The organism is Anaeromyxobacter oryzae, from assembly GCF_023169945.1.
GTDB lineage: Bacteria > Myxococcota > Myxococcia > Myxococcales > Anaeromyxobacteraceae > Anaeromyxobacter > Anaeromyxobacter oryzae.
In genome coordinates this window covers 2,465,849-2,482,388 of sequence record NZ_AP025591.1, presented here as the reverse complement: position 1 = coordinate 2,482,388, position 16,540 = coordinate 2,465,849, and the positions used below count along the sequence as shown (strand labels likewise).

17 protein-coding genes are annotated in these 16,540 nt (G+C 73.2%); 4 read left to right on the top strand and 13 right to left on the bottom strand.

Annotated features, from left to right (window positions below; genetic code table 11):
* Nucleotides 1–137 precede the first annotated feature (137 nt).
* Nucleotides 138–2,627: a multiheme c-type cytochrome gene (locus AMOR_RS10815; protein ID WP_248360893.1), complete on the top strand. Its 2,490-nt coding sequence runs from the start codon at nt 138–140 to the stop codon at nt 2,625–2,627.
* Nucleotides 2,628–2,636: 9 nt separating this feature from the next.
* Here AMOR_RS10815 and AMOR_RS10810 read toward each other — a convergent pair whose 3' ends face one another.
* The 13 genes from AMOR_RS10810 to AMOR_RS10750 all read right to left on the bottom strand — a co-directional run bounded on the left by AMOR_RS10810 (nt 2,637) and on the right by AMOR_RS10750 (nt 13,587).
* Nucleotides 2,637–3,551 carry an alpha/beta fold hydrolase gene (locus AMOR_RS10810; protein WP_248360892.1) on the bottom strand — a complete coding sequence of 305 codons (915 nt, stop codon included), beginning with the start codon at nt 3,549–3,551 and terminating at the stop codon, nt 2,637–2,639.
* 80 nt (nt 3,552–3,631) lie between these two features.
* Entirely contained in the window at nt 3,632–4,495 is an 864-nt protein-coding gene (locus AMOR_RS10805) for a helix-turn-helix transcriptional regulator (protein WP_248360890.1), read from the bottom strand.
* A gap of 89 nt (nt 4,496–4,584) precedes the next feature.
* Nucleotides 4,585–5,172 (bottom strand): DUF4337 domain-containing protein, encoded by a 588-nt coding sequence (locus AMOR_RS10800; RefSeq protein ID WP_248360888.1) that lies wholly within the window; start codon nt 5,170–5,172, stop codon nt 4,585–4,587.
* A gap of 90 nt (nt 5,173–5,262) precedes the next feature.
* Nucleotides 5,263–5,766, bottom strand: a complete 504-nt coding sequence (locus tag AMOR_RS10795; RefSeq protein ID WP_248360886.1) for a citrate lyase holo-[acyl-carrier protein] synthase — start codon at nt 5,764–5,766, stop codon at nt 5,263–5,265.
* The gene (gene citF, locus AMOR_RS10790; RefSeq protein WP_248360884.1) at nt 5,741–7,279 is read right to left on the bottom strand and encodes a citrate lyase subunit alpha; all 1,539 of its coding nucleotides are present in this window, start codon (nt 7,277–7,279) and stop codon (nt 5,741–5,743) included. Before citF ends, AMOR_RS10795 begins: the two co-directional genes overlap by 26 nt.
* Nucleotides 7,272–8,186, bottom strand: a complete 915-nt coding sequence (locus tag AMOR_RS10785) for an HpcH/HpaI aldolase/citrate lyase family protein (protein ID WP_248360882.1) — start codon at nt 8,184–8,186, stop codon at nt 7,272–7,274. Before AMOR_RS10785 ends, citF begins: the two co-directional genes overlap by 8 nt.
* A complete protein-coding gene (locus tag AMOR_RS10780; RefSeq protein WP_248360880.1) occupies nt 8,183–8,665 on the bottom strand; it encodes a PPC domain-containing DNA-binding protein in 483 nt (160 codons plus the stop codon). The genes AMOR_RS10785 and AMOR_RS10780 overlap by 4 nt, the downstream gene beginning before the upstream one ends.
* Nucleotides 8,666–8,929 carry a citrate lyase acyl carrier protein gene (gene citD, locus AMOR_RS10775; RefSeq protein ID WP_248360878.1) on the bottom strand — a complete coding sequence of 88 codons (264 nt, stop codon included), beginning with the start codon at nt 8,927–8,929 and terminating at the stop codon, nt 8,666–8,668.
* Nucleotides 8,926–9,954: a [citrate (pro-3S)-lyase] ligase gene (citC, locus tag AMOR_RS10770; RefSeq protein ID WP_248360876.1), complete on the bottom strand. Its 1,029-nt coding sequence runs from the start codon at nt 9,952–9,954 to the stop codon at nt 8,926–8,928. The genes citD and citC overlap by 4 nt, the downstream gene beginning before the upstream one ends.
* Nucleotides 9,955–10,133: 179 nt before the next feature.
* Nucleotides 10,134–11,819: an ammonia-forming cytochrome c nitrite reductase subunit c552 gene (locus AMOR_RS10765; RefSeq protein ID WP_248360874.1), complete on the bottom strand. Its 1,686-nt coding sequence runs from the start codon at nt 11,817–11,819 to the stop codon at nt 10,134–10,136.
* 42 nt (nt 11,820–11,861) lie between these two features.
* Nucleotides 11,862–12,317 (bottom strand): cytochrome c nitrite reductase small subunit, encoded by a 456-nt coding sequence (nrfH, locus tag AMOR_RS10760; protein WP_248360872.1) that lies wholly within the window; start codon nt 12,315–12,317, stop codon nt 11,862–11,864.
* Between the two features lie 118 nt (nt 12,318–12,435).
* Nucleotides 12,436–13,335, bottom strand: coding sequence for a c-type cytochrome (locus AMOR_RS10755; protein WP_248360870.1), 900 nt, complete (start codon nt 13,333–13,335; stop codon nt 12,436–12,438).
* Nucleotides 13,336–13,419: 84 nt separating this feature from the next.
* Complete coding sequence (locus AMOR_RS10750; RefSeq protein WP_248360868.1) at nt 13,420–13,587, bottom strand: hypothetical protein; 168 nt, start codon at nt 13,585–13,587, stop codon at nt 13,420–13,422.
* 133 nt (nt 13,588–13,720) lie between these two features.
* On the opposite strand from AMOR_RS10750, the gene AMOR_RS10745 reads away from it, so the two are divergent.
* The 3 genes from AMOR_RS10745 to AMOR_RS10735 all read left to right on the top strand — a co-directional run bounded on the left by AMOR_RS10745 (nt 13,721) and on the right by AMOR_RS10735 (nt 16,526).
* Nucleotides 13,721–14,362, top strand: a complete 642-nt coding sequence (locus AMOR_RS10745) for a pyridoxamine 5'-phosphate oxidase family protein (protein ID WP_248360866.1) — start codon at nt 13,721–13,723, stop codon at nt 14,360–14,362.
* A gap of 149 nt (nt 14,363–14,511) precedes the next feature.
* Nucleotides 14,512–14,919: a copper resistance CopC family protein gene (locus tag AMOR_RS10740; RefSeq protein ID WP_248360865.1), complete on the top strand. Its 408-nt coding sequence runs from the start codon at nt 14,512–14,514 to the stop codon at nt 14,917–14,919.
* Entirely contained in the window at nt 14,916–16,526 is a 1,611-nt protein-coding gene (locus tag AMOR_RS10735; protein ID WP_248360863.1) for a copper resistance D family protein, read from the top strand. The genes AMOR_RS10740 and AMOR_RS10735 overlap by 4 nt, the downstream gene beginning before the upstream one ends.
* Nucleotides 16,527–16,540: the final 14 nt, after the last annotated feature.

Sequence of the window (16,540 nt, the reverse complement as noted above, 5' to 3'; positions counted from 1 at the left end):
AAGCCACCGAGTCCGAGGTGTTCGTCGAGGTGCTCGACTCGGCTACCGCCGGAGGACTGAACGAGCCGCGTCCTGCGCTCGTGGGACGGCACCGGGCGTGGATCGCGTCGCCCGTGAGCGGCTGCTAGCATCGCCCGATGCGCGCTCTCGCCCGTGTCGTCGGTCGTGTGCTCCTCTCCGCCGCCCTCGTCCTCACCGCGTGCTCCGGCGCGTCTGGCCCCGAGGGCGCCGCCGGCGCGAGCGGCCCCACGGGCCCCACCGGCCCAACCGGCCCGAGCGGATCCACGGGCCCCACGGGGCCAACCGGGTCGACCGGTCCTGCGGGCTGCGACGCGGCCGTCGCGGGCGCTGCCGCCCCGCTCGACGTCAGCGTCGCCGTCTCCTCGCCGGCGTCGGGCGCGTTCTTCACCCCCGGCGAGCAGCCGGTCCTGACGATCCGGATCGTCGATCCGTGCGGGCGCGCCGTGACGCCGGCCGCCCTCGGGACGCTGAACCTCTACCTCGCCGGCCCTCGCGCGGCGACGCTCACGCGCACCGCGTCCCGCCTCCTGAACGCGGTGACCGACCGGAACGCGTCCGACCGCCAGCACCACTACGTGAACCTGAAGGCGCCGCGCTGGGCGGATCCCGCCCAGGCGAACCTCTCGACCGCCGCGGACGGCAGCCTGGTCTACACGCTCGCGCCGATCACCTCGGAGCCGGCCGGCACGTACACCGCCGGCGTCTGGGTCCGGACGACGGGGGACACCTTCCAGACGCTCGCGGTATCCGAGCTACGGATCGGCAGCGCCAGCCCGGAGCCGGACGTCTACGCAGACGCGTGCCGGAAGTGCCACCTCGGCGCGAGCTCCGGCGTCGTCGGGATGCAGCACGCGTTCCCGTCCGCAGTCGCGCCGGATGGCCTCTTCTCGCTCGACCAGGCCGCGGTCGCGAGCTGCCAGCTCTGCCACAACCTCGACGGCTACTCGGCGAACCCGACCGTACGGAAGGTGCACGGTGCGCACCGCGGCGTGCGCCTGGCGAGCGCCGGCGTAGCGCACCCGGAGTACCAGCTCGGCGCCGACCCGACGCTGACCGAGTTCCTCGACGTCACCTTCCCCTCGATGCCGGGCGCGGAGCGCGACTGCGCCGCGTGCCACGCCGACGACCGCTGGGCGACGCGGCCCTCCCGCCTCGCCTGCGGGACCTGCCACGACAACCTCTACTTCGACACCGGCGCGCTGAACCCGCCCCGCGTCTTCGGCCGGCCGGCCGCCGGCGCCTGCACCCAGGACCCCGACTGCGCGAGCTTCGGCGCGCTCGCGGTGTGCGACGTCGGGTCCGGCACGTGCGAGCGCTCGGCGCATCCGCCGCAGGCCGACGACGCGCAGTGCACCGGGTGCCACACCGCGGACGGGTCGGGCTCGAGCCCGATCGCCGCGCGGCACGAGATCGTCTCCCGCACGCGGTCGCGTCGGCTCGCGTTCACGGGCGTCGCCGTCCTGGGCGGCACCGGCCCGGGCGGCAGCTTCGCGGTCTCGGACGTCCCGCGGCTCCGGTTCAAGCTCGTGACCGGCGCCGGCGACCCCGTGACGGACGTCGTCTCGTCGTCCCGCTACTCGGTGTTCGCGATCGTCGCCGGGCCCGTCGAGGCCCGGCAGCGGGTGGTGCAGACGACGTCGAGGTCCGCGCTGTCGTTCGACGCGGCCTCCGGGATCTACACGCTGACGTTGCCCGCCTGGCCGGCGCTCGCGCTCGCGCCGGTGAACACGAGCGCCACGCCGGCGCCGAACCCGCCCGGCAGCTACACCCTCTACGCGTACGTGGCCGAGGCGGTCACCGCGGGCGGAGAGAGCTTCCGCGACGTGGCCAGCACGACGCAGGAGGTGGCGTTCGGCGGCGCCGTCGCGACGCGGGCCAGTCAGGTCATCACGACCGGCGCGTGCGATGCGTGCCACGCCGAGGTGCAGGCCCACGGGGGCGTGCGCCGCGTGGCCGAGGCCTGCGGAACGTGCCACACCGCCGGCGCCGTGGACCGGACGGTGGCGAGCAAGGGCGCGGCGTGCTCGACGGGCGCGCAGTGCGCCGGGAACGCCGCCGGCTGGGAGGACTGCCTCGACACCAACGCCGACGGCACGCCGGACACGTGCGTCATCACCACCGACCCGACGCCGGACGCGTCCATCGAGCTCTCCACGCTCACGCACCGGGTCCACCTCGCGCGGCTCCTCGGCGGCTATGCCGAGCGCCAGAACCTCGTCGCGCCGGGCGCGCTCGCGCTGGTCGGGTTCCTCAACGGGCCGGTCGACCTCTCGCAGGGGCTCCTGCCGCAGGACGTCCGGAACTGCGCCGCCTGCCACGCCGACGCGGGGAACGCGTGCGCGAGCGACGCGCAGTGCGGCTTCGGCCAGGCCTGCCGCGCGAGCCGGTGCGAGAACGTCGCCTGGCTCGTCCCGTCCAGCCGCGCGTGCCTCGGCTGCCACGACACGGCGGCCGCGGCCGGGCACGCGGCGCTCGAGACGTGGTCCGCGCCGGAGGGGCCGGTCGAGACCTGCGACGTGTGCCACGGCGCGGGGGCCGCGTACGCGCCCGACGTCGTGCACCGGCTCGTCGATCCGTACGTTCCGCCGCTGCCGCGGTCGCGGTAGGCGCAGCGGTCAAGCGGCCGGCGGCGCGTGCGCGCGCAGGAACCGCGCGACGCGCGCGCGGACCAGGTCCCGGTGCGTGAAGATGCTCACGTGCTCTCCCCCGGGGATCGCGAGCAGCTCCGCGCCCGGTACGCGCGCGGCGAGTTCCTCGCCCTGGGCGAACGGCGCGGCGGCGTCGTCGGTCCCGTGCACGACGAGGAGCGGCACCGCGAGACGCTCGAGCGGGAACGAGAGCTCGCCGCGGGTGACGGCGACGTCGTTCTCGGTGCCCGCGAGGCGGCGCGGCATCCGGTCGAGCGTGCTCAGCTGCAGCTCGCGGAGCAGCGGCCCGGCCTCCGGATCGCGGAGCGTCCGCGCGCGCAGCGCGGGATCGCGGATCGACCGGCGCGCCGCCTCCTCGGGATCGCGCGCCGCCCGCCGGCGCATCGCGGCCACCAGCGGGCCGCAGCGCGCCGTCAGCTTCATGAGGTGCCACGCGAGCGGCAGCCGCGTCTCGACTCGCCTGCAGACCGAGGACACCACGACGAGGCCCCAGCAACGCTCCGGGTGATCCAGCGCGAGCTGAAGCGCGGACGGGCCGCCCCCGGACACCGCGATCACCGCGGCCCGCTCGATCCCGAGCGCGTCGAGCAGGTCGCGGTAGAGCGCCGCCTGCTCCGCGGGCGTCCGTCCGAGGGAGAGCGGCGTGCCGAGGTAGCCGGGGCGCGACGGTGCGACGTACCGGAAGCCCGGCGCGCCGATGGTGCGCGCGAGGAGCAGCGCCTGGTCGTGGCCGCCCATCGCCCCGTGGAGCGCGAGGACCGCCGGACCGTCGCCCGAGACGACGCACTCCACCGGTCCGCGCCGCGTCGTCACCGCGACCGGGCGACCGTCGGTCGCCGCCGTCATCACCGCGTTCTCTGCGAGCCCACCTTGCGCGTGCATGCCGTCCTCCGACGTGTGCGCGGCTCGTACCGCGGCGAGCGCCGCCGCGTCTTGTGAGAATGCGACACGCCCGGCGCGCGCTAAGGTCGCACCCGGTGAACGACGCGCGTCTCCGGCCGGGCCAGGAGCCGGCTCCGGGCCGCATCCGCCGCGCCCGGTGCCCGGCCGGTCAGCGCCTTGAAGTCGCGGACGAGGTGCGGCTGGTCCGCGTAGCCGCACGCGAGCGCGAGGTCGGCGAGCGAGCCGAACCCGCCGGTGTGCAGCGCGCCGAGCACGTACCGGAGCCGGACGAGCCGCGCCATCCGCTTCGGCGTCATGCCGAGCGCGTCGAGGAACAGCCGCTCCAGGCTGCGGACGTGGAGCCCGAGCTCGGCGGCGAGCCCGTCGACGCGGAGCTGCCCGCGGCGCGCCTCGAGGAGGAGCGTCGCCCGCCGGCACCGCACGTCCTCCACGAGCGGCCGGCTGGCCGTCCTCACCAGCCCGACCAGCGCGCGCTGGCGCGACGCGACGTCCGGGAGCGCGCGCAGGCGCTCCGCGATGGCGTCGACGGGAACGCCGCCGAGCCGCTCGACCTCGACCGCGCCGTCGGTCAGCTCCGACGAGCGCACGTCGACGAGCCGCGGCGCCTGGCCGGCGCGGAAGCGGATCCCGAGGTACTCGGCCCCCGCGGCGCGCTCCACGGTGGCGCGCTCCGTCGAGGGCCCGAGGAGGACCATCCGGCAGCCGGACTCGGAGTGCCGCAACACGAGGTGCACGCCCCCGTCAGGGAAGAACTCGTGCAGCGTGGTCCCGGTCCCGCCGCCGCTCGAGGACCAGCACAGATCGATCCGACCCTCGGGATCCGCGACCGTGACGACGCTCGCGGGCGCGGCGACGCGCGGCTCGACGGGCGCGGAGGCGCCTGGGCGGGCCGGGGCCGCGGTTGCTGGTCTGGCGTCGCGCACGTCGCGCCGAGCTTCGCACGATCCGCCCGGGCGCGGCGCGGGCGCGCGTACCGCCGCGAAGCGACGCGGGTTCCGCGGAGCGCGGGCGGCTAGAACCAGCCGAGGAAGCCGTTGCCCATGTACACGAGGCCGAGCGCGCCGAACCCGAGGCCCACGACCCACATGATCGGGCGCCTGATGAGGGCGCCGACGGACGAGAGCATGATCGCGATCTGCAGGAGCATGACGGCGAGCCCGAAGCTCGCGCCGATCCGCTGGAAGGTCGCCTCGTCCTGCTGGACGCGCTCCGCGTCGGCCTTGAGCTGCGCCTTGTCGCTCTCGTAGCGCTGGAGGTCGGTGGCGAGCTTCGCGAGCCGAGCGGCGATCGACTCTCGCGCCTCCGGCGTCCGCGCCTCGAGCGCCTGCAGGCGGAGGAGGTCCTGCTCCACGACGAAGAGGTTCTCCTTGATGCTCTTCGCCTGGTACTGCGCCCAGCGATCGTTCTCGCGCGTGGTGGCGAGCTGCACCTTCGTCGAGTAGCCGCCCCCCTTGAGCGAGGAGATCGCGGCGCACACCGCGAGCACGGTCGTCGTCAGCGCGACCCACTGCGTCCAGCGCTCCTTGAGCGGGCTCGCGGGCTTCGGCTCGGGCGCGGGCGGCGCCTCGAGGCGGGTGGCGGTCGAGGTCTGGCGGGGCATCGTCGTCCTGGTCCTCCGTGATGTCGGGGGCGCGAAGGAAAGCAGAAGCCAGCCCCGGCATCAAGGCCGCGGGGGTCCTCGGCGAGCAGGTCACGCAGGCGCATCGGCGAGGAGCGCCCGTGCGCGGGCGACGACGGCGTCGAGGGGGTGTCGGCCGAGCCGGATGCACTCGCCCGCCGCGGCCTCGCACAGCAGGCACCGGCGCGGCGGCAGACCGAGCGCGGCGCGGTCCACCACCGTGCCGCCGGGCGCGTAGACGTCGAGGTCGACGAGGCGCGCGGCCGGGTGGCTGGCCTCGACGGCGACGCAGGCGGTCTTCGCGCCGCCGGCCTCGGCGCGCGAGGCGAGCAGGGCGAAGGGGCCGAGGGCATCGTCGCCGACGTGGAGCGGCCACGCGCCCGGGAGCGCGGCGATCACCTGGTCGAGGGCCCAGCGGAAGAGCGGCTCGGCGCCGGGCGGCGACTTCTCCTCGCCCGGCACGTTGAGCGCGACGGCGACGAGCGCCGGGTGGCCCGCGCCGGCGTGCCGGACCAGGAGCGCATGGCGGGCATCGCGCGCCGCCAGCAGGTCAAGCCTTGACGCGCCGGACCGCATCGATGATCGACCCGTCCCGGTACTCGATGAGCGCCACCACCTCGTCCTCGAACTCGAGAGGGCGCGGGGTCCCGGTGATCGCCTCGATCTCCTTCTGCAGCTGCCGGATGTCCTTCACCGGCGCCTTGCGCCGGAGCAGCTCCGCCTTCAGGTCGGGGTGGCGGTCGTTCACCGCGATGCCCCGCTCGGTGACCACCACGTCGACCACGGCGCCGGGGGTGGTGATGGTGGTGACCTGGTCGCGCACGATCGGGAGGCGGCCGCGCATGGAGGGCGCCACCACGATGGCCAGCCGGGCGCCGGCGGCGGTGTCGGTGTGGCCCCCGGTGTTGTGCAGCAGGTACCCGTTCGACTCGGTGTTGGCGTTGGCGTTGAAGTCGACGTCCACCTCGGTGGCCCCGAGGATGACCACGTCGAGCCGGTTCACCACCGCGCCCGCGTTGAACGGGTTGGCGTAGGTGTCGGCGCTGATCTCGACGTGGTTGCGGTTCTTCCGGATCGACTCGACGGCGCGCAGATCGAAGCACTGCACGTCGAAGAGGGCCTGGAAGAGCCCCTCCTCCAGCATGTCCACGAAGTAGCCGGTGATGCCCCCGCAGCCGAAGCTGCCCCTGATCTTCTGGCGCCGCATCAGGTTGCGGACGTTCTCGGCGACCGCCAGCGACGTGCCGCCGGAGCCGGTCTGGAAGGCGAAGCCGTCCTTCAGGTACCCGGAGGCCTCGATGACCATGGCGGCGTAGCGGGCGATCTGCAGGCCGATGGGGTCGGTGGTGACGCGGGTGGTGGTGGAGACGATCTTGGCAGGGTCGCCCAGCTGCTCCGACTTCACCACGAAGTCCACCTGGCTCTGCGAGATGGAGACCGGCGCCACCGGGTAGGGAACGAGGTTGTCGGTCACCGCGATCACGCGGCGCGCGTACTGCGCGTCCACGTGGGCATAGCCCATGCTGCCGAAGGCCGAGCGGCCGGTGAAGCCGTTCATGTTGCCGTACTCGTCGCAGCAGGGCGCGGCCACGAAGGCCACGTCCACCTTCACCTCGCCGGTGGCCATGGAGCGCGCCCGGCCACCGTGCGAGCGCACGATGATGGGGCAGGAGAGCTCGCCCTTGGTGCAGAGCTCGCCGATGAGGCCGTTCACGCCGCACTCGAGGCCGGTGATGACGCCCTCCCGGATGGCCGGGACGAGCTCGGCGTGGACCGGGTGGACCGAGCTCGAGGCGATCTTGATGTCCTTGAGGCCGACCTGGTCGATGATCCGGACCACGTGGTTCAGCAGGCGATCCCCGTTGCGCAGGTGGTGGTGGGTCGAGATGGTCATCCCGTCCTTCAGGCCGCTCGCCTCGATGGCGGCCCGCAGGGTGTCCATGATCTTCCGGTCGCCCGGGTCCACGCGCCGGAGCGGGCGCGTGGCGCGGTCGCCGGCGGGCCGGCGCGACCAGGGATCCTGGTACGGGACGACCGCGCGGCCCGCGAACGTGTCGGGCAGCTCGCGCCCCAGCGCGTTCCTAGCCACGCAGCACCTCCTCGCCCGGGACCTCGTCCACCAGCCCCTGCGCGTACGCGGTGCGGATGACGCGGAGGGCGCGCTTCACCACCGGCGCGTCCACCATCTTGCCGCCCAGCGAGATGACGCCGGTGCCCATCTCTCGCGCCCGCTGGATGGCCTCGATGACCTGGCGCGCGTAGTCGATCTCCTCGGGCTTGGGCGCGAAGACCTCGTGCACCACCTCGATCTGGCGCGGGTTGACGAGCGACTTGCCGGTGAAGCCGAGCGTCTTCACGAGCTCGGTCTCGCGCCGGAAGCCCTCCATGTCCTTCACGTCGGAGAAGATCGTGTCGATGGCCTGGACGCCGGCCGCCTTGGCGGCCCACACCACGCGGGATCGGGCGTTGAAGAGCTCCTCCCCGCTCTTGGTTCGCTCGATCTCCATGCTGGCGGTGTAGTCCTCGGCGCCGAAGGCGAGCCCGAGGATGCGCGTGGAGGTGGCGGCGACGTCGATGCAGTTGATGACGCCGAGGGCGCTCTCGATGGAGGGGAGGATGCGGAAGCGGCCGATCTCGACCCCCAGCGCCTCCTCGTGCTCGGTGAGAAAGGTGTCGAGCCGCTCGACGATCTCGGGCGTGTCGGCCTTCGGCAGGCGGATGCCGTCGGGCATGGCCGGCAGCACCTCGCGCAGATCGTCGAACCCCCACTCGGTGTCGAGGGCGTTGATGCGGACCAGCACCTCCTGTCGGCGATCCCGGTAGTTCTCGAGGAAGCGCCGCACCAGCCGGCGCGCCGCATCCTTCTCGCCGAGGGGCACCGCGTCCTCGAGGTCGATGATGACGGTGTCGGCCGCGAAGACGGGGATGTTCTGCAGCATCGACGGCATGTTGCCCGGCACGTAGAGCAGGGACCGGCGCAGCGTGAAGGAGCTCATGGGGCGGGCTCGTCGTCGGTGATGAAGACGGTGGGGATGCCGCCGGTGCGGGAGAGGTGCCGCTCCACGCCCTCGGCGTGGATCTCGGAGAGCACCACCTCGCACGTGGCGAAGACCTTGGCGTCGAAGAGGTGGCCGCCCAGCACGTCGCCGGAGGAGCGGGAGGCGATGACGTGCAGGTGGCAGTCGATCTCGCCCCGCTCGTCGGGAAGCAGGTTGCCGGTGAGCGCGAGCAGCTCGAGCGGGCCGGCCAGCTCGTGGACGTGCATGCGCGGCGGGGTGACGGGGAGCTTGGCGCCGGCCTTGATGCCGCGGAAGGTGAGGTCCTGGACCGACCCCACCGCAGAGACCACCACGGCGTGGTCGAGCCGCACTTCCTTCGCGAACTCGACGAGCCGCTGCCTCAGGCTCTCGCCGGGCGAGATCTTGAGGATGAACCGCCGTCCCTGCTCGACCTGCTTGTACCAGAGCCCCTGCATCTAGCGCTCCGCCGCGCGCTGCAGCGCCGTCTCGAGGCGAGCCTGGATCGCGTAGTCGAGGGCGCCACGATCCGTGAGGCGGACGCGGCCAGCCGTGACGCCGTGACGCGCCAGCACCTCGTCGACCACCGCCCGGATGAGCGGGTCGAACTGCTTCTTCACGGTCGACTCGATCTCGACCCTCAGCTCGTCGGCCGGCTCGAGCACCACCATCAGGTCGCTCGACTGCATGGTGCCGGCCTGAGCCTTCCTCGCGATCCTCATGCGTGCCTGCCTTTCGCGCCGCCGAGCCTGGCCCGGACCGCGAGCCCCTCGTCGGAGAGGAGATAGGCGAGCGTGGTCGGCGGGACCAGGGCCGGCAAGGCCGCGTCGTCGCCGGTCGCGAGCGCCGCCCGCACCGCCGAGGCGCTGATGGCAGCGCCGCCGGCGTGTAGCCGCGCGAGCTCCACCGGCTCGACGCCCAGGCCCGGCAGCACCCGTTGCATGGCCGCGTTGTAGGCTCGGGTGGTGGCGCAGTAGGGCTCGGCGCCGAAGAACCGCCTGGTCACGCCGAACGCGGGGGCGATGCGCGCCCCGAAGAGCGTGGCGTCGAGCTCCATCTGGATCTCCGCCACCGGGTCGGTGCGCCCGAGGAAGTAGGCGGGGAAGGTGACGGCGCTCACCGCATAACGGGAGGTGTCGAGCACCACCACCTTCGCGAGGTCGCGCGTCCCCTCGCGGACGAGCCGCAGGCGGGCCTCGAAGGGGAAGGCGGAGCGGTCCTCGCGGACCACGAAGACGTAGAGCGTGCCGACCCGGCGGGCCGCCTCCTCGACGAGGTGCCGGTGGCCCAGCGTGAAGGGGTTGCAGTTCACCACCACCGCGCCGGCCGGGCCGAACTCGGCGGTGGGGCGGACGAGCCGCCGGTTCGACGCCAGCCAGGCCGCGAACCGCCCGCCGTACTCGAGGAGCGCCACCTTGGCGTGGCTCACCAGGAGCTCGAAGCCGAGGGCCTCGAAGGACGTGGCGTGGGCAGGGTGCGTGAAGACGAAGAGGCCGTCGTGGCCGGCGGCGATCCCCAGCCGAACCAGCTCGCCGGCCAGCTCGCCGAGGAGCGACCCGCTCTGCCGCGCCGGGTCGATGGCGATCATCTTGAGGACGTCGCCGGCCCGCGCCCCGCAGGCGACCAGCGCGCCGTCCTCGAAGACCCCCACCAAGTCGTCGAACCCAGGCTCGAAGGTGAGCCCCTGGGCCTCGAGGAAGGCCCTCGCCAGGGCGCGGTCGCCGCTCGAGAGGAGCTGCGTGACCATCGGGTTCCGTCCTCGACTCGCCGGCGCCGGGATCGCCGCCGCGGGAGTGACGTAGCGCGGAACGGGGTGGCGCGCCTCCGGCGACGCGCCGGGGCGGGCGACGGGGTTCCTCCGCGCGCGGCTCGCCGACGCCGCCCGCGCCGGCGAGGAGCCGGTGCGGGCGGCAGACTGCGGGTCGGCTAGCGGTTCCCGAGTGAGGCCGGAACCGCTGCGCCTGGCGCCGCCGGGGCGAGCGCGACGACGCCGCCGAGCTGGGCGGCCTTCACCTGGGCTTGCCGCGACAGGTCGATCGACTCGCCGAGGAGCCGGGCCATCTCCTGCGGCGCGTGGAAGCCCATCGAGTTCTCCGCCGCAACCATGTCGAGGCGCCACTGCGCCGCGCGCTGCAGGTTCTCGAGCTCCTTCAGCGCCGGGGTCTTCTCGACCACCTCGCGCCAGGCGGCGAGGAGGTTCGCGTTCGTCTCCGCGGCGAGCTTCTTCTCCTGCTGGTCCTTCGGCAGCGCGAGGAACCCGTCCTGCTTCTCCACGGTCTCCTTCGCCTTCGCGGCGGCGGCGGCGCGGGCCTTGTCGTCGTACGGCTTCCGCACCGCGACGATGGCGTCGATCATCGCCACGGCGGCGTTGCCGGCGCGGGTGAGGAGCGCGAAGTGCCGGTCCTGGATCGAGAGCACGCGCGCCTTGAGCTCGTCGTCTCCGTACGGATGGCAGCCGGCGCAGGAGCGGTTGGGCTGGAGGAGCGGGCTGCGCACCCAGTGCTCGGAGATCTTCTGCGCGCCGTCGCGCTTGTACGGCATGTGGCAGTCGGCGCAGGTGACGCCGCTCCGCGCGTGGATGCCCTGGCTCCACATCTCGAACTCGGGGTGCTGGGCCTTCAGGAGCTCGAAGCCGGTCTCGGCGTGGACCCAGTCCTTGAACCGCTTACCCTTCACCAGCGTCCCGTCGTAGAGGTGCTCCATCTCCTCGACCTTGAGCCCGTCGCCCCAGGGGAAGAAGAGGGCCATCCCCTTCCCGCAGAAGTACTCGACGTGGCACTGGCCGCAGACGTACGCGCGCTTCTCCTGACGGGTGCCGTCGAGGTTCGGGTCGTAGGGCCGCGCCTTGTCGCCCTTGCGCCAGCGGTCGATCGACGGCAGGTGCGGGACGTCGGCGGAGGAGGCCGCGAGCTTCTGGATCCCGGCGATGAAGCCCGGGCGCGTCACGCGGAGCTCCATCGACTGCGGGTCGTGGCAGTCGACGCAGGAGACCGGGTGGACCTTGCCGCCGGAGAGCTGCTCGAGCGCCTTGTGCGCGTCCCAGTAGCCCAGCTCCGACACCTTCACGAGGCCGGCCTGGACCTGCTCGGCCTCGCTCGCCTGCGGCGCCGCCTCCTTCCCGAGCTTCCTGTAGAGCGGCGTGATCGCGGCGTGGCAGTGGAGGCAGTTGCCGGACTGCTTCGCCTCGGCCGGCACGTTCCGCTTCGTGTTCTCCTGGTCGGTGAGCATGTACGCGTGGCCGCGCCGGTCGCGGTAGTCGACGGCGAACAGGTACCCTGCGAACACGCGCTTCAGCCAAGGATCGCGATCCGCCTTCTGCGGCGGGGGCTGACCCTCGCTCGGCCCCTTGCCGCCGCCGTACTTGGTGCTCGTCGGCTCCGCGGTGCGCTTGTAGCCGTCGAGCTCGCGGGGCCAGTTGGTGCCCCACTTCGCCGGATCGACGTCGTTCTCGGTGACCTCGACGAGCTTCACGTAGGCGTTCTTCGCCTCCTCCTTGCGCTCGGCGATGTTGACGAGCAGCGCGGCGGCGCCGACGGCGACGAGGGCGAACACGCCGGCGACGAGGGCGACGAGGAGCCCGCGCTTCTGCTGGGGGCGGGGTACGACGGACATGGGCGCTCCTTCCTGATGGGCGGTGTGGCGTGAGCGAGTCGATCAGCGGAGGTGGCCGACGGAGGCGTGGCAGCGGATGCAGGAGACCTCGCTCCCGTGGGCGATGCGGTCGACGAGGTCGGCGTGGCATCGCCGGCAGTTCGCCTCGACGACCGCGGTGCTCTGCGGCCGGGCGCGGATGACGTCCGGGAAGCCGCCGAGGGTGAAGGCCATCGAGTGGTGGTAGCCGTTCAGGGCCTTCACGACGTACTTCGAGATCGGGCCGGCCGGCGTGTGGCAGTCGTTGCACGTCGCCACGAGGTGGTGCGGGGCGGCTTGCCACCCGGAGTAATGGCTCGCCATCACGTGGCAGTTCGCGCAGGTGGCCGGGTCGTTGCCGACGTAGGACGAGCCCTTCGCGTAGTGGAACGCGTAGGCCACGACGCCGGCGGCGATGCCGGCCACGGCCGCGAGCGTGAACGGGATCGGGAGCAGGGACATGCCGCGGCTCGTCGTCATGGAGGCCCTCGGACGGTCGCGCCCGTCTCCGCGAGTCGCGCGCCAGCGGGATCGTCGCAGCCCCCACGAACGACGCCGTGTGAACAGTCGGGGCGCGGCAAATCGCGCAGCGCGGCGCTTACTTCGGTTCGGGTGGGTACGCGGAGAGGAAGACGTACGCCGCCACGACCTCCTCGTCGGTGAGGTAGCCGAAGATCGGCATGCGGCCCATCCGGCCCATCATCCCGCCGCCCATCATCCCGCCCCCGCCCATCATTCCGCCGCCCATCATGCGACCCTCGCGCACCTTCGCGAGCACATCGGACGCCGTGCGCTCCGTCGCCAGGCTTTCCAGCGACGGGATGATCCCGCGCATGTACATCATCATGTGGTTCGGGTTCGGTCCCGTCGCCGGATGACAGATGTGGCAGGTGCCCTTCACGAGGTTCTCGCCCACGCGCGCCGCCGACATGGTCACCTCCGGTGACGAGGTTTCCTCGGCGGGCACGCCGGCGAGCCTCTTCAGATAGGAGACGAGCGCGACGACCTCGTCACCCGCGAGGTGAGGGAACGAGGGCATCTTCTTGCCGCCGCTGGCGATGCGGTCGCGGAGGTTCTTCTCCGCGTCTGCCGCGAGCTGACGAGCCATGCCGGGCGGCAAGCGCCGCCCCTGCTCGCGCTGATGGGCTTCGAGCAGCGCCGGTGACGTCGCACGGACGGGGTCGAGGAGCGAGTTGATCTCGGGCGGAGCACCACGTCCGTCCGGGCCGTGGCAGGACTGACAGTCGAGCCGGTAGAGGTCCCGGCCCGCCATGGTGAACGGCGCGTTCCCGGCCTCCCCGGCGTCGATGCTGGGCATCGGCTCGCGCCGCGTTGCGGGCGCCGGCCCTTCGCCGCCCATCTTCCCCAGGTGCGTGTCGTCGAGCTCGATCCCGAGATGCTGGAGCCAGCTCGGCCCGCGCACGGACGTCGCCTCGGGCGTCGGGGTCCCAGCGCCGACGGAGAACAGCAGGACGGAAAGAACGGAGAGGGTCCGCATGCGGAACTTGTAGCCCCGCGTCGCGGAACGACGCCCTCGTCCTCAAGGGGCCACACGCGCCAAGAGCGCGCGCACCCCCAAGGACTATCCGAGCGCCTTCTTGATCTTCGCGACCGCCGCGCGGTCGTAGTAGCTGCAGGCGCCCTTCTTCTCGGCGGGCTTGAGCTTGAGGTCGGCGATCGCCTTCTTGACCTTGGCACCCGGGACAGAGAGCTCGGCGGCGATCTTGGACGCGGTGAGGAGGTCGGGCATGAGCGGATGATACTGCCTTCCGGTCAGCTCCGTCCGCTCCTCGGCGCCGCGGCTGACTTCATTGTTACGAGGCTCGCCGGCTCCTAGCTTCCCTCGTGCGAGCCACCTCGGGCTCGAGCACCTGGAGAACCGCATGAGCCGCATCGTCGATCCCGCCCGCACCGCCCGTCCCCCGCCGAGCGACGTCGCCTTCACGCCCGCCGTCAAGGCGGAGCAGTCCCGCCGCGGCTCGCGCGCCGTCTACCGGCGCGTCGAGGAGGGCGACGGCTGGGAGACTCGGATCACGCCGGAGCTCGCGGCCTTCCTGGCCGAGCGCAACAGCGTCTACCTCGCCACCGCCAGCGCCGCCGGCCAGCCCTATGTCCAGCACCGGGGCGGGCCGCGCGGCTTCCTGCGCGTGATCGACGAGCGCACCCTCGGGTTCGCCGACTTCGGCGGCAACCGGCAGTACATCACGCTCGGCAACCTCGCCGAGAACGACCGCGCCTTCCTGTTCGTCATGGACTACGCGGCTCGGCGGCGGGTGAAGCTCTGGGGGCGGGCGCGGGTGGTGGAGGGCGACGCGGCGCTGCTCGGCCGGCTCGCGCCCGGCGGGCACGCCGCGCGCCCGGAGCGCGCCATCCTCTTCGAGGTGGAGGCCTGGGACGTCAACTGTCCGCAGCACATCCCCGTGAAGCTCGACGCGGCGGACGTCGAGACCAGGCTCGAGTCGCTGCGCCACCGCGTCGCCGAGCTCGAGCTCGAGAACCAGCGGCTCCGCGCCTCGAAGAAGTAGCCCGGAGGCGCGGGCGCTCCCTTCCGACCATCCGCTCCCACGCACGAGCGGCGACCTCCGGGGCCGCGGCGTCACGAGCGAGCGTTACGTCCTTCGCCGCAATCCCACGGGGAGCCGCAGCGCGCAGGATCGCCGTTACATCGGGCCCCATGTTCCGCACGACGAGCCCCGCGCCGCACGCCTGGGTCGTCCTGCTCCTCGCCGGCGCGCTCGGCGCGGTCGCGCCCGCGGTCGCGTCGGCGCACGCCGCTCTCCTCGAGTCGACCCCGCGCGACGGCGAGGTCGTTGCCGCGTCCCCCGCGGTGGCGGTACTCCGCTTCAACTCCCGGATCGAGAAGCGGCTCACGCGCGCGGTCCTGACCGGCGAGGACGGAAAACCCGTCGCCCTCGCCCCCGCGCCGGAGGGCTCCGATGATCCGCCGGACCGGGTGTCGCTCCAGCTCCCGCCGCTCGCGTCGGGAGCGTACCGGCTGACCTATCGCGTCCTGGCTGCCGACGGCCACGCGACGCCGGGGCTGATCCGCTTCACGGTCCGGGCGGGAGGAACCGGCCGGTGATCCTCCTCGCCGGGTTCCTCGAGGTCGTCTTCAAGGCGCTCGTGCTCGTCGGCTTCGTGCTCGCGACGGGCGGCGTCGCGTTCGGGGTCGGCGTGCTCCGGCCGTTGCGCAGCCGCGTGCCCGCGTCCATGCTCGCGCGGACCCTGGCGCTCGTTGCGCTCGGTGGTGGCGCGGTCCTGATCTTCCAGCTCGCGACGCTCCTCATCGAGCCGTGGGCGCTCGCGGACGAGCTGGGCCGCTGGCCCGTCGCGGAGTTCCTCGCGACCCGGTTCGCCCGCGCCGGGCTCGCGCACGCGGCGGTGGGAGGCGTGCTCGCGATGGGCGCGCTGTGGGCGCGGGCGCGCGCCGGACGCGGCGCGAGCTGGGCGCTGCTCGCCTCGGGCGCGGGCCTGCTCGCGGCGACCGGCGCGCCCCTCGTCCACGGCGCCAGCCGGCTCGAGGGCGCCGCGGCGCTGGCGACGATCACGGTCGTCCATCAGGTCGCCGCCGGGATCTGGGCGGGAGGTCTCGTGCACCTGCTCGCACAGCGGCCGCTGTGCCGGGACGGCCTCGGCGCCCCGGAGACGTGGGCCGCGATGGTGTCCCGCTTCTCGAGGCTCGCCGTGTCCGGCGTTCTCGTGATCGGCGCGACGGGCGCGCTCCTCGGCTGGCGCTACATCGCGACGACGAGCGGGCTCGTCGGGACCGCGTACGGCGCGATGGTGCTCACCAAGGTGGCGCTGATGGGCGCGGCGCTGGTCCTCGGCGCAGGGAACTTCCTCGCGGCCATGCGCTGGCGCAGCCGCGGCGCCACGGCGGGCGAGGCGGAGATGGTCCGATCTCGCGTGGAGGCCGAGACCGGGATCGTCCTCGTGATCGTGCTCGCCGCCGCGGCGCTCACGTCGCAGCCGCCCGCGGTGGACGTCCGGGAGAAGGCCACGCCCCGGGAGGTGGCGGAGATGTTCGCACCGAAGCCGGTCCGGCTCGCCCCGCCTCCCTATCGCGAGATGGTCGCGACGGCGGCGCCCACTCTCGACCCGTACGCGCTCCCCGGACCGTTCGACAGCGCGCAGAGCAACTTCAACCACAACATCGCCGGCCTGCTGGTGATCGTCGTCGCGCTCGGAGCCCTCCTGGATCGCAGCGGCAAGGTGCCCGCGGCCCGCCACTGGCCGCTCGCGTTCCTCGCGCTCGCTGCGTTCATGCTGATCCTGGCCGAGCCGAACGGCTGGCCGTTCGGTCCCGAAGGTCTCTTCGAGACGCTGCTCGCGCCATCCGCGCTGCTGCACCGGGTCGCGACCGCGCTCGTCGTGGCGCTCGCCGTGTTCGAGTGGCGGGTGCGGGTGGGCGGGCTCGCGGCGACGCGGTGGAGATTCGCATTTCCGTCGCTCGCCCTCGTCGGCGGGGCGCTGCTGCTCACCCACTCGCACTCGGTCCTCGCCGCGAAGCGGATCTACCTCATCGAGGTGTCGCACAACGCGATCGGGTTCCTCGCGGTGCTCATCGGGATCGCGCGGTGGCTGGAGCTCCGGTCGCCGGACGGCGCCGCGCGCCGCCGGTACGGGCTCGTCTGGCCGGCTTGCATGGCGCTCGTGGGGCTGGTGCTCGTGTTCTACCGCGAGCTGTGACCCTGCGTGAATCG